At 39.4% G+C, this 13,831-nt stretch carries 9 protein-coding genes; all 9 read left to right on the top strand.

Annotated features, from left to right (window positions below; all coding sequences use genetic code 11):
- Positions 1-36 precede the first annotated feature (36 nt).
- The 9 genes from hisD to CLV48_RS10390 all read left to right on the top strand — a co-directional run bounded on the left by hisD (position 37) and on the right by CLV48_RS10390 (position 13,807).
- Positions 37-1,326 (top strand): histidinol dehydrogenase, encoded by a 1,290-nt coding sequence (gene hisD, locus CLV48_RS10350; protein ID WP_106567212.1) that lies wholly within the window; start codon positions 37-39, stop codon positions 1,324-1,326.
- A gap of 87 nt (positions 1,327-1,413) precedes the next feature.
- Positions 1,414-2,808, top strand: a complete 1,395-nt coding sequence (locus tag CLV48_RS10355) for a GntP family permease (protein ID WP_106567213.1) — start codon at positions 1,414-1,416, stop codon at positions 2,806-2,808.
- Between the two features lie 53 nt (positions 2,809-2,861).
- Complete coding sequence (locus tag CLV48_RS10360; RefSeq protein WP_106567214.1) at positions 2,862-4,151, top strand: mandelate racemase/muconate lactonizing enzyme family protein; 1,290 nt, start codon at positions 2,862-2,864, stop codon at positions 4,149-4,151.
- A 53-nt stretch (positions 4,152-4,204) separates the two neighbouring features.
- Positions 4,205-5,695 (top strand): CoA-acylating methylmalonate-semialdehyde dehydrogenase, encoded by a 1,491-nt coding sequence (locus CLV48_RS10365; protein ID WP_106567215.1) that lies wholly within the window; start codon positions 4,205-4,207, stop codon positions 5,693-5,695.
- 1 nt (position 5,696) lies between these two features.
- Positions 5,697-6,863, top strand: coding sequence for an iron-containing alcohol dehydrogenase (locus CLV48_RS10370; protein ID WP_106567216.1), 1,167 nt, complete (start codon positions 5,697-5,699; stop codon positions 6,861-6,863).
- 201 nt (positions 6,864-7,064) lie between these two features.
- On the top strand, positions 7,065-7,715 hold the full coding sequence (locus CLV48_RS10375) for an RNA polymerase sigma factor (RefSeq protein ID WP_106567217.1): 651 nt from the start codon (positions 7,065-7,067) through the stop codon (positions 7,713-7,715).
- Between the two features lie 27 nt (positions 7,716-7,742).
- A complete protein-coding gene (locus CLV48_RS10380; protein ID WP_106567218.1) occupies positions 7,743-8,780 on the top strand; it encodes a FecR family protein in 1,038 nt (345 codons plus the stop codon).
- A gap of 441 nt (positions 8,781-9,221) precedes the next feature.
- Positions 9,222-12,341 (top strand): SusC/RagA family TonB-linked outer membrane protein, encoded by a 3,120-nt coding sequence (locus CLV48_RS10385; protein WP_281261107.1) that lies wholly within the window; start codon positions 9,222-9,224, stop codon positions 12,339-12,341.
- Between the two features lie 29 nt (positions 12,342-12,370).
- Complete coding sequence (locus CLV48_RS10390; RefSeq protein ID WP_245889524.1) at positions 12,371-13,807, top strand: RagB/SusD family nutrient uptake outer membrane protein; 1,437 nt, start codon at positions 12,371-12,373, stop codon at positions 13,805-13,807.
- Positions 13,808-13,831 lie beyond the last annotated feature (24 nt).

Raw genomic sequence — 13,831 nt, forward strand, 5'->3', positions numbered from 1 at the left:
TTCAAAAAAATCAATTCAATCAAAACAAGAAAAATTATGGCCATTTGGTTAAAAAAAGGCAAACCTGAAGCACAGGTTATGGAAGAGAATTTTGGTGTCACCAAAGTAGTGGCCCAGATTATTAAAGATGTTGAGGAAAATGGAGATAGGGCAGTAAGGTCCTATTCTGAAAAATTTGATAGTTGGAGCCCCAAGAGCTTCAGACTGACCGAACAGGAATTGAAACAGATATTCAACCAGACAGATCCAGGAGTAATCAGGGACATAAAGTTTGCCCAAGAACAAATCCGAAATTTTGCACAATTGCAAAAGGATTCCATTAAAGATATCGAAGTGGAAACCTTGCCAGGAGTAATTCTAGGACATAAGAACATTCCGGTGAACAGTGTGGGATGTTACATTCCAGGAGGTAGATACCCGATGGTGGCTTCAGCACATATGAGTATACTTACTGCCAAAGTAGCCGGCGTAAAAAGGGTCATTGGTTTTACCCCACCCATAAAAGGTGAAATCCCAAAAGCAACCATTGTTGCCATGGCATTGGCAGGAGCTGATGAAATTTATATTCTTGGTGGGGTACAAGCAATTGCTGCAATGTCAATAGGTACTGAATCCATTGAGCCGGTTGACATGATTGTTGGACCCGGGAATGCATATGTGGCAGAGGCTAAAAGGCAGCTTTTCGGAAAAGTTGGCATTGATCTTTTTGCAGGACCTACTGAAGTTCTGGTAATCGCCGATGAAACAGCAGATGCGGAAATGGTCGCCTGCGATATCCTAGGACAAGCCGAACATGGTCCCACTTCCCCTGGTGCGCTTATCACCACTTCCAAGGAACTTGCACTAGAAACTGAAATTGAAATAAAAAAACAGCTTCAGAAACTTCCCACAGCGGATATTGCAGGTCCGGCTTGGGAGAATAATGGCCAGATAATCCTTGTAAAAGATGAAAAAGAAGCAGTTTACCAAGCAGACAGACTTGCATATGAACACGTTGAAGTCCTGACGAAAAACCCGGATTACTTTCTGGAAAATATGACCAATTACGGAGCTCTGTTCTTGGGAAAGGAAACAAACGTGGCTTATGGTGATAAGGTTATCGGCACCAATCACACCCTTCCGACCAACAAGGCCGCTAAATATACTGGTGGGCTATGGGTTGGGAAATTTCTCAAAAACTGCACCTACCAGAAATGCACCCCCGAAGCAAGTCTCCTCATCGGAGAATATGCCATGAGATTGTGTGAAATAGAAGGCTTTATGGCCCATAAGGAACAGGCTGCCCTAAGGGTCAAGAGATATAGTATCCAAGGGGAAACTGCCTGAAATGGAAAGTATTTATTGGAATTCTCGGATAACATCATTATACCGAAAAGCGCCTGGCCCACACTAACTTCATAATAAAATCTTGCAATGGATATAGCTGTAATTTTATTTTCTCTCGTCTTTCTGATCTATGTGGCATACAAGGGGTACAGTGTGATAATTTTTGCTCCGGTTGCAGCATTAATGGCGGTTTTCCTGAATTCGCCAGACCTTGTTATGCCTTTCTTTTCAGGAGTGTTTATGGAAAGGATGGTGGACTTTATAAAACTGTACTTTGCGGTTTTTCTGCTGGGAGCAATATTCGGGAAAGTCATCGCCATGTCCGGGTTTGCAAAATCCATTACCTCCTTTACCTTAAAAGTTTTCGGTAAACACAATGCCATTTTGGCCATTGTTACTGTATGTGCCGTTTTGACCTATGGTGGTGTTTCTCTGTTTGTAGTTGCATTTGCTGTTTACCCCTTTGGTGCAGAACTTTTTAAAGCCGCAGATATCCCAAAAAGGATACTTCCCGCAACCATTGCTCTAGGAGCTTTTACTTTTACCATGGATGCATTCCCAGGATCACCTCAGATACAGAATATTATTCCAACAGCATTTTTTCAGACCGATTCTTGGGCGGCGCCATGGCTGGGACTGTCAGGCGGGCTGTTCATTTTTTTGTTGGGCATGATCTATCTGGGATGGAGAAAAAATTCTGCAACTGTAAATGGTGAGGGGTATGGGGAGGGACATTTCAATGAACCAGATGAGGAAATCAGAGAGTCTCTTCCTAAACCAATAGTGGCCATTCTCCCATTGGTGGTAGTAGCAGTGCTAAACAAGGCTTTTACAGAAATGGTCCCTAAATATTATGGAACTATTTATAGGTTTTCAGATATGGGATTCAATGGTTTGCCTGAAATAGAAATTTCAAAGGTAACCGCTATTTGGGCTGTTCAGATCAGCTTGGTTTTTGGAATCCTTACCGTTGTTGCATTTGCCTTTAGCCATGTTAGAAAAAACTTTGCTACTGAATTGAACCTTGGGGTCAGTGGTGCAATGCTGGCGACTTTGAACACTGCCTCTGAATATGGTTTCGGGGCCGTAATTGCTGCTCTTCCGGGTTTTCATGCTGTCACTGACCTAATTTCTGATACTTTTAATAATTTATTGGTAAATGAAGCTGTAACTGTTTCTGTCCTTTCTGGTATTACAGGCTCCGCCTCAGGAGGAATGAGCATAGCACTTGCCACAATGAATGAATCTTACCTTCAACAGGCATCAGATCTGTGCATTCCGGCGGAAGTACTTCACCGGGTTGCCTCAATGGCCAGTGGGGGGATGGACACTCTTCCACACAATGGGGCTATTATCACACTTCTGGTTGTTACCGGACTAACTCACAAACAGTCCTATGGGGATATTTTAGTCATGACAGTCATAAAAACCTCAGCTGTCTTTTTTATCATTTTCCTTTACAATGTTTTTGGTATGGTATGATCAGAAACTATCCAGACATGAAAGAAGGCAGCAAGAAATAGAACAGATATCAGATGAAAAACAACAGAAGGGAATTTATATCAAAAGTAGTGCTTGGAACTATTGCTACAGGCTCATCCTCTATGCTTTCCTGTAGGGATTTTTCAAATGGGATATTGGATGGGGAGAAATCCATGAATTATAAAATACTTGATGAAGAACTACAAAAGCCTGTTTTTAAAAGGGAACTTTTTTCAGAACCTGTGCACATTGAAAGCATTTCTTTATTAAACTATGGAGACAGCTTCCTTTGTAAAGTGCGTTCTTCGGAAGGAGCAGAAGGGATTTCCGTAGGCCATTCGGAACTCAAAAACCTTTATCCTCTTTTTTTAAGAAAAGTACAACCTTTTTTTATAGGAAAAGACGCTAGGGATCTTGATGATATTATAGAAAGGGTCTATATCTACAGCCTAAATTTTAGATATAATGGGATTTCAATAGGGATACCTGTTGCAACCATTGAATTTGCAGTTCTTGACATGATGGGTAAGATTGCTGGCAAATCCTTGGGAAACCTAATTGGGGAAATCCATAACCCTGAAGTGGGAGTTTACATAGCCACCGAGTTCAGGGAAAAGCCATTGGAAGAACATCTTGAACTAATACAAAATACAGTTTCTCAATATGATGTCAATGCACTTAAGATTAAGGTCGGATATCAACATGCCTGGACAAAGGAACTGTATTATAAGGGGCCAATCGGAAAAACTGAAAAACTCATACCCAAGGTAAGGGAGATCTATGGGGACAAGATGGCCCTTTATGCCGATGCTAACGGATATTATTCTACTAAAGAAGCAATCCAGGTTGGGAAAATGCTTCAAGAGAATAATTACAAATACTTTGAGGAACCGGTAATGTTTGACCATTTTGAGGATATCAAAGCGGTGGCCGACAGTTTGGATATTCCTATAGCCAACGGTGAACAGGATTACAGTTTTTACAATTTCCGCTGGCTATTGGCAAATGATGGAATTGAAATTGTCCAGCCTGATAATTTTTATTTTGGGGGCTTTATCAGGTCTATGAAAGTTGCCAAAATGGCACATGCAATGGGGAAAAGCTGCGTGCCCCATATGTCAGCCGGAGGACTTGGTTATCTGTATGATATCCATTTTGTCTCAGCAATTCCAAATGCAGGGGAGCACCATGAGACACATGGAGCCAAGAGTAATATTCCATTCGAATGTCCTAGTTCACCCTTAAAAATCACAGGGGGGAAAATCAAAGTTCCCACTGGTCCGGGTCTGGGCATTGACATTGATCCATCTTTTATTTTGAAACATATAGAGGTAACGGTTTGAACAATCTTATACCTAAGTCAGGTAAATAATTAACAAAATTCAAGAACAAACTAATGATAGTAGAAAAACAAGAAATTCCAAAAGTACCCATGATCATGGGTGAGAAAAGAATATATAAGGAAAATTCCGTCAATTATCCAGTATTTAATCCATCAACAGGCGAAATCATCGGGCTTACACCGGAAGGAACAGCTGGGGATGTGGATCATGCAGTTGGAATCGCAAAGAAAGCTTTTGCTGATTGGTCAAGAATGCCGCCGACAAAAAGGGCAGAAATTCTTTTTAAATATAGAGCATTGATAGAACTGCATATGGAGTCTATTGCTGAAATGATCACTCTTGAAAACGGGAAGACCATCGATGAGGCCAGGGGGGACATTAGAAGAGGTTATGAAGTTGTGGAGTTTGCCTGTGGGATTGCACACCTGCTCAAAGGTGAAAGTCTTTCTAATATAGCTCCCGAAATAGATGGTATCACCATCAGGGAACCTCTTGGAGTCTGTGCGGGGATTTCACCTTTTAATTTTCCGGCTATGGTGCCTATGTGGATGTTTCCTATTGCCATTGCCTGTGGTAATGCTTTTATTCTCAAACCCAGTGAAAAAGTTCCCTTTACGGCAATCAGGCTTACAGAGCTTTTCTTAGAGGCAGGTCTTCCGCCTGGGGTATTGAATATCGTACATGGTGGAAAAGAAGTGGTAGATGCACTGTGCTCCCATCCAGGAATAGCCTCAATAAGCTTTGTGGGTTCTTCGGCCATTGCAAAGCATGTTTATAGACTTGCTTCAGCTTTAGGTAAGAGAGTCCAGGCAGGGGGAGGAGCAAAAAATGTACAGTTGGTCATGCCGGACGCAGACCCCGAATCCACCATTCGCGCAATTTCAGGTGCAGCTTTTGGTTGTGCTGGGCAGCGGTGTATGGCTGGATCCTTGCTAGTTGGAATAGGAGGAATTGCCGGATCTCTTAAATCCAAATTGGTTGAAGTCATGGATAGCCTTGTAATCGGAGATACCGGTTCGGGAAGGAAGGTGGATATGGGGCCAGTAATTGATGCGAGAAGTAAAGAAAGAATTACCGATACAATCACTGCCTCAGAAAAAAAGGGAGTCGAAATTCTAAGAGATGGGAGGATAGGTATACCGGAAAAGGGTTTTTTTGTCGGGCCTACATTACTGGATCAGGTTAGTCCTGAAATAGATTTATTTGAGGAAGAGATCTTTGGTCCAGTTCTTTCGGTCCTGTCACCAAAAAATCTGGATGAGGCTATTTCATGGTTAAACCAACTTCCATTTGGTAATGGGGCAACAATCTACACTTCCAACGGAAGATATGCCAGAGAATTTGCCTCTAAAATCAACTGTGGAATGGTAGGTATTAACGTGGGGGTACCAGCTCCAATGGCATTGTTCCCTTTTGCAGGTTGGAATGATTCGTTCTATGGGGACCTCCACATGCAGGGTACCGAAGGAGTGATGTTCTACACCAAACAAAGAGTTGTGCTGTCCAGATGGGATAATAATTATCAAAGAATTAACGGCTGGTAATATGGATAAAGGATTTGTGTTCAATTCTCCCAAAGCCTCAATTTTTGGAAAAAACACGCTTAGTGACCTTCCGAAATTGGTAAGAGATTTCGGAACTGAAAAGGTGATGATTGTCACTGATAGGTTTTTTATTCAAAACGGACTGATTGACCTTATAAGGGAAAACTTAGAAAACTCAGGTTTAAGTGTAGTCATTTTTTCCAATGTTAGACCTGATCCGACCCTTGAAAATGTTTATGAGGGATTGGAGCTTCTAAATGAATCTGGAGCCGGTCTTCTTATCGGTGTAGGTGGGGGGAGCCCAATCGACGCAGCAAAAGCAATATCGATACTTGCAACCAATCCCAAACCCTTGGAACGTTATATGGGCTACCATAAGGTTCAAAAGGCAGGTTTACCTCTGATTGCTATTCCAACAACAGCAGGTACAGGCAGTGAGGCAACCAAAGTCGCGGTTATAACCGATTCAGTGAATGATGTCAAAATGATGATCCTCGATAAAAGCCTGATGCCTTCTGCTAGTATCATTGATTATTCCCTTACAATGACAATGCCCCCAGATCTAACAGCTTATGTAGGGGTGGACACCCTTACTCATGGCATCGAAGCATTCGTATCCCTTAAATCTAATCCGATTTCTGATTCATTGGCATTATCCTGTATTGGACTTGTCAGCAAACATCTTAAAAAGGCTTGGGAATTTCCCGAAGATGAACAGGCAAGACAAGGGATGTCTTTGGCAGCTTTTCTGGGGGGGCTTTCATTTACCAACAGCAGCGTGGGTCTTGTCCATGGGATGAGCAGACCCCTTGGAGCTATTTTTCATCTAGCCCATGGTCTTTCAAATGCCATATTGCTCCCAACAGTAGTGAGATATTCCCTAAAAGGTTCACCAGCTAAATATGCCGAAATTTCTTCAGTTATGGGGTTTGCTAAGAAGGGTGAGACAGAAGAATCTACAGGGATGAATTTGGTAAAGGGACTAATTGAACTGAACAGTTTCTTAAACATTCCTAGACTTAGTGAATGTGGAAAAATAAAAAGCAAGGATTTTTTTGGATCTCTTGAAAAGATGGCTTCGGATGCCCTCGCTTCAGGTTCTCCCCAAAACAATCCGATTATTCCGACCATGGAAGAAATTGTTACTCTTTACAAGGAAGCTTGGTAATGGACTGAAAGTTTTCCAATTTGAACTTGAATTACCCGCTTAATCAACTGAAAAAAACGCTTAACTCGGAATAAATTGCCGCTAGTTTTTATCTTGATAAATTAATCACCCAAAAAAATGAAAAAAATTAGAATATAATGGGGTCATTATATTCTATTACCTCCTCTTATTATATGAAAGCTGAGTAAACTCAAAGTTCAAATGATCAATAACCCAAAACCACCAAGACCTGAGAATAATGTGATCAGCCTGTTAAGTCATTCTGAATCCATCAAAATATTTGAAAACAAATCAGATGAAGAAATTTGGAAGGCTTTCGACAAAGGAGATGAATTTGCGTTCAACTATATTTATAGGATATACGTAGTCAAAATGTTCCAATATGGATGCCAGTTTGCCAAAGATCATTCACTAATTCAGGACTGTATACAGAACATTTTCATCGACCTGAGAAGAAAGAGGGGAGGACTAAGCACTGTGGTAAGCATAAAAGCCTATCTATTCAAAATATTATATAGGGAAATAATCCGAAAACAGAACAAGAACAAGATAGTTGGTCAGCAATCCTTTGAAATTTCCGAGGAAGGTTTCTCAATTGAATATTCTCATGAAACCAAACTCATCAATGATGAAAGCATGGAAAGGAAAAGGGAATTAGTTATGATGGCGCTGGAAAAATTGAGCCAGAGGCAGAGACAGGCTATTCTGTTGATGTACGAGGAGGGTATGAGCTATAAAGAGATTTCCGTAGCTATGGAATTCAGTGAGGTTAAATCAGCCCGGAAAGTAATATACAGAGCACTAGCATCACTCAAAGATCTGTTACATGAAAAAGCACCGTATTTAAAATAAAGTTTTAAAAAATAATCATAAACTTTTATGAAATATAGGGATTACGATATTGAGCATTTTATTACCGATGAGTTTTTTATACAATGGGTGGTTAACCCCAATGAAAACAATACTCATTTTTGGGAGAAATGGCTTGAACAGCACCCCGAAAAAAGGTTGGTCGTCAATGATGCGGCCAATTTTATTAGGTCGATAAACTATAGCATCAGACCTGAACTTCCAGACAAAATATATGTGGACATTTATGAAAATATTTTAAAGTCCGAACAAAGAAATATTATAAGGCAAACGGAGAATGTTTCCCGTGGTTTTTTTTATTTATTCCCTATTCGGAGTATAGCTGCCACTCTTTTGTTGATTTTCTGCCTTTGGATCCAGTTTGAATCAATCAATTATCAAAGGCCGGTACAGCAGGAAATGCCATTGATAACTATGGTTAAAAAATCTAATCCCATTGGTAGGAAATCAGTTATTGAACTTCCAGATGGATCAAAGATTCACCTAAATTCAGAGAGTGAGCTAGAATTCCCTTCAGTTTTCTCCGATACCTTGAGATGGGTTAGTCTAAAAGGAGAGGCTTTTTTTGAGGTTAAGAAAGAAGCCAGACCTTTTTATGTGGCATCTGAGTCAAATGGCATACATGTCCTTGGTACTACCTTTAATGTTAACCAATCAGATAACGGGTCTTTGTATGTTGCATTAGTAACCGGGAAAGTTAGAGTAGAATCGGAACTGGGAAAACAGGTTGAACTTGAGCCAAAGGAAATGTTGGTCCTGCAAAAGAACGGTTCCTTTTACAAAACGGGATTTGATCCTATGGATATTTTGGCATGGAAAGATAAAATCTTGGTATTTAAAAGTTCGGACCTAGTAGAAGTGAAGTCAAAACTGGAAAAGTGGTACGGGATCAAGGTCGAATATTCCGGAAATTTTGATAAAAACTGGACTTATTCTGGTACTTATGAGGATGAAATACTAGAAAACGTTCTTAAAGGTATTTGCCTTACCTCAGGAATGGAATTTACAATAGAAGAAGATAAAGTAACCATCAACAACCCAAAATGACATGAAAAATAAGATCCCAGATTCCTGTTAAAAAAAGGCAGATCCTGTCAGACAGGAACTGCCTTTAACTGCCGTCAACATTTTCGCGGATGGTCCGGCAGTAGTTCAAGCATCATTTACTTAAACACATTTAAAATTATGAAAAATAATGTACTGAGACAACTGGTTATGGTGTCAAAAAGAATATTCTATGCATTCATTGTCCAACTGTTTTTTTGCACTGTTATTTTGGCCAACAATAGTAATGCTCAACGCAAAAATATTGAAGAGGTCAAATTATCCATCAATATCAAAGAAAAACCGCTTTCACATTTTTTTAAGCAGGTAGAATCCAAAACAGATTACAAATTTACTTATACCGACAACCTTGTCAATTTAAATCAAGAGATATCGGTCTCAGGTTTCAATAAGTCACTTTATGAGATACTGACCGTGGTAAGTATGCAGACAAAACTGAATTTTGTCCAGATCAATGAAAACATTCATGTAAAGGTCAAAGGAAGTTTTCCTCCAGAGAGTGTTGTAAAGATCACACCGCCCGCTGATATCTTTGTAAGGGGCATTGTCAATGATGAAAAAGGGATGCCTATCCCTGGAGTTTCTGTACTTGTAAGAGGGACAACCAAGGGAACAACTACTGACCTGGACGGCGCTTTTTCTTTGCAGGTTCCTGAAGGGGCCACCCTGATTTTTTCTTTTATTGGATTTATAACTCAGGAAGTAAACATTGGGAACAGGTCCCAAATCAATGTTACATTGGTGGAGGATATCTCTGCCCTTGGTGAAGTGGTTGTAGTCGGATATGGTACCGTGGACAGAAAAGACCTGACGGGATCCATTGGATCGGTAACTGCCAGCCAACTTACAGAAATGAATGGGAGTGCAATCCGGGTTGATGCTGCACTTCAAGGAAAAGTAGCTGGTGTTGACGTAAGGTTGAGAGACGGAGAACCCGGCAGTGCTCCCCAAGTTACCATCAGGGGACTTGGCAGTATCGGTGCAGGTTCAAATCCTCTTTATGTTGTGGATGGATTTCCAGTTGAAGATATTGGGACCTTAAACATGAATGATATAGAAAGCATTGATATTCTTAAAGATGCAGCATCAACATCCATTTATGGTTCAAGAGGTGCAAATGGTGTTGTTATGATAACAACAAAAAGAGGTAGAGAAGGTAAAACCAACATCACCCTTGATGTATATAGAGGTATACAATCTCCAATGCTTCAAAGAGATATGATGAATGCAATGCAAAGTGCCCAGTATTTTTTTGATGGGATGAGGAATAGAAATATTGATGAAGGGCGTGATGTAAGTGGGGATCCTAGAACGTGGTTTAGGCCAGTAGGGCAAGAAGTAATGGATGTTTTAGAAGGTAGGAATACATATGATGTCAATCCTTTGGATTATGTATTGAGGAAAAATTCACCACAATCACAATATTCTTTATCAACGAATGGTGGTACTGAGAAAGTCCAGTTTGCTATAAGTGGTGAATACCTTAGTCAAGGTGGTTTAATCATTGAAAATGATATGGAAAGGATTTCATTTAGGTCAAATATTGATGCAAAACTCACAAAAAAGATTAAAATCAATTTTAACTTAAACCCATCATTTATCCATAGAAATAGAGTCCAATCTTCAGGGCATGCTTCCGAGCCTGACCACCTAAGTATTATAGGTGTGGCAACAACAATGCACAACTATTTCCCTCTTTTCGACGCAAATGGAGAATATGCTAAATTTGAAGGGTATAGTTCACTTGCAAATCTTGCAAATCCAGTAGCTATTGCAAAAGAAATTAAACAGGTCGAGAAACAGGGAAGAATACTTGGTAATCTAAATTTAATTTATGACATCAATAAGGACTTAAAATTTAATGTCTTATTGGGAGGAAATCTTAGGAATCAAAGAGATACTTATTTCAGGCCTAAGATCCCAGTATTTTTTGGTACCTCAATATTTGGAAGTGATGGGACCACATGGGCCGAAACATGGGTATCGGAATTCATTCTAAGTCATGATAAGAAAATTAATAAACATTCATTTTCAACAGTTGGTGGTTTTACAGCCCAAAAAGACAGGATAGAAGTGAATCATCTGGAAAGCACATTCTTTCCAAATAATTTGGTGAAAACTTTGAATGCTGCAAGCCAAATAACTAATGGTTACTCCCAAATCAACGAATGGGCACTCCTTTCTTACTTAGCTCGGGTAAATTATAATTTTAACAGTAGATATTATGTATCTGCCTCGATTCGGACCGACGGATCTTCAAGATTTGGTTCTAACAATAAATGGGGATTTTTCCCTTCTGTTGGAGCAACTTGGAGAATTTCTGATGAAGCTATCATGAAGGATATTGATTTTTTAACTGATTTAAAGTTTAGAGTTAGCTATGGGGAAACTGGAAATAATAATATTGGAAATTATGCTCACTTGCCTACTGTTGGATTTCAGAATTATCCTACAGGTCCTGGTTTTGCGGCATCTGCCTTACCAAACCCAAATCTGAGATGGGAAAAACAACGTCAATCTAATGTTGCTTTAGATGCTCTCCTATTTAATGGAAGGCTTGGTCTTACTGCTGAGTATATGAGATCTGTTAGTTCTGACCTACTTTTATTTGTACCTGTTCCCCAGATTACTGGTTTCAATACAATGCTTCAAAACATTGGTGAAGTCGAAAATAAAGGTTGGGAATTTGTCCTTAATACAGTCAACACTAAAGGAAAATTTAATTGGACAACTGATTTTAATATTTCAAGTTACAAAAATAAAGTTTTGCAGCTTGGACCAGAAAATGCTCCAATAATAAGTGGAGCTCATATTACAAAAGTTGGACAGCCAATTGGTATGTTTTTCGGCTATTTATTTGATGGGATTTTTATGAATCAATCAGAAATAGAACGAGGCCCTTTATGGAATCCAGGTGGAAATGCTGAATCTAGGCCAGGTGATATAAGATGGAAAGATGTTAGTGGTCCAGAAGGAGTTCCAGATGGAAGAATTGATACGAACGATAAAACAATAATGGGTAGTCCCTATGCAAAATTCTTTTACGGAATGCAAAACAGGCTTAGTTTTAAGAATTTTTCATTGGTTGTCAGTTTGACTGGATCATATGGTAACCAGATTTTGGCTGAAGCATATAGATCAAATGCAAATACCCGTGGCCGAATGAAACAAGTTACCAGAATGTTAAATTATTGGCAGTCAGAACAAAATCCTGGTGATGGTAAAACTCCAAGACCAAATGATGGACCAAAAGGTGGAAATAGAGAACAGTGGAGTCAATTTCACTTAATGGATGGATCATATTTGAGGATCAACAACATAAATTTCGCCTATCAAATACCTAAACATTTATCCGATAGGTTGGGTATGGGAAATGCTAAGTTGTATTACACATCTTTCAATCCTTTTATTTTTACAAGCAAAGATTATAATGGATTCAATCCTGATGTAAACAATAGTGGAGCAGCTTTGACGCCTGGTGTTGACCTAAACAATTATCCTGTGCCTAAAAGCCATATTTTAGGAATTAACATTTCCTTTTAACTATTCTATGGACTATTAATAATCAGAAAATGAAAAATTCAATATTGAATAAAAAAGCAATTTTATCTTACATGATTTGGACTATTTTGATATTGCCTTCATGTAGCGATGATTTCATAGAATTATTACCCCCTTCAACAGTTACTGTAGATGTTCTTTACAAAACTGAAGGGGATTTTAAACAAGCTGTAGTTGGTGTTTACACCGGACTTCTCGGCCAATATAATGGGTTTTGGGAAATTGGTGACTTAAGGGCAGATGATGTTTGGCAAGAGGCTACAAATCAGACAAGTAGGGTATTAATCGATAATTTTCAAGGTCATACAGCTGCAAATGGTGTTTGGTCCAATGGCTATATCATGATCAATAGAGCAAATTTATTGCTTGAAAAAATCGATAAGGTTGATATACCTAATAAAGCTGTATATATAGCAGAAACAAAATTTTTAAGAGCTTTGGGCTATTTTAACTTAGTCCGGATCTTTGGACCCGTACCCCTTGTAAGATCAACCCTAACTCCTGAAGAAGCATATAGAACAGGCAGAACTGCAGTTGACATTATTTATAATGAACTGATTATTCCTGATCTCATTGAAGTCTCTAATATTCTTCCTGTAAAATACTCTGGCCAAGATGTGGGCCGAGCTACTAGCGGAGCAGCTAAAGCTCTTCTAGGGAAAGTTTACCTTACTAGAGGAAACTTCATTGAAGCGGAAAAAATTCTCAAAGAAGTTACCACAATGGGTTATGCCTTATTGGATAATTACGATGCGGTTTTCGATTCAAAAAATAAGCACCACAAAGAATATATTTTTGACATTGAATATACATCTGCCCCAAATGCTGCAGGGAATAATATGACAAGTATATGCTCAGCCAATTGGGCTGTGGTCAGATCCTTATATGGAATGGTGGGTACCCTTCATGATAGTTGCACCCCAAGGATTTCCTTCAGGAATTTATTTGAGGCGGGTGATAGAAGAAGAGAAATTTCGGCAGCTTTGGGTATAACCTCTGCAAATGGAACTTTTACACCACTTCCACCACGGTGGTCTGCAATTACTAAAAAATATCTTTCCGAAGTTCCAAGTGCAGACAATGGAAATGCCAATTTTCCAGTCATAAGATATGCAGATGTACTTTTAATGCTTGCAGAAGCCTTGAACGAGAACAACAAAACATCAGAAGCGCTGGAATATTTGAACCTTGTGAGGTCAAGGGCTCGTGTTTCGACATATTTTGGCAAAACCCAAAAAGAAACAAGAGATCTTATCGAATTGGAAAGAAGACTAGAGTTTAACATGGAAGGCCATAGATGGTTTGATTTGATTCGGTGGGGTAAAGCGCTTGAAGTGTTGGCACCTTTTGGAATGGAACCTCATATGGTCCTTTGGCCACTACCTGAAAGTCAAGTTCTCTTAATAAACGACAGGTCAATCTTTCCGCAGAATCCAGGTTATGATTGATATAATTGCCTGATATTTTCTGGC

Origin of the sequence: Cecembia rubra (assembly GCF_003014575.1) — a bacterium.
In the GTDB taxonomy this organism is placed as follows: Bacteria; Bacteroidota; Bacteroidia; order Cytophagales; family Cyclobacteriaceae; genus Cecembia_A; species Cecembia_A rubra.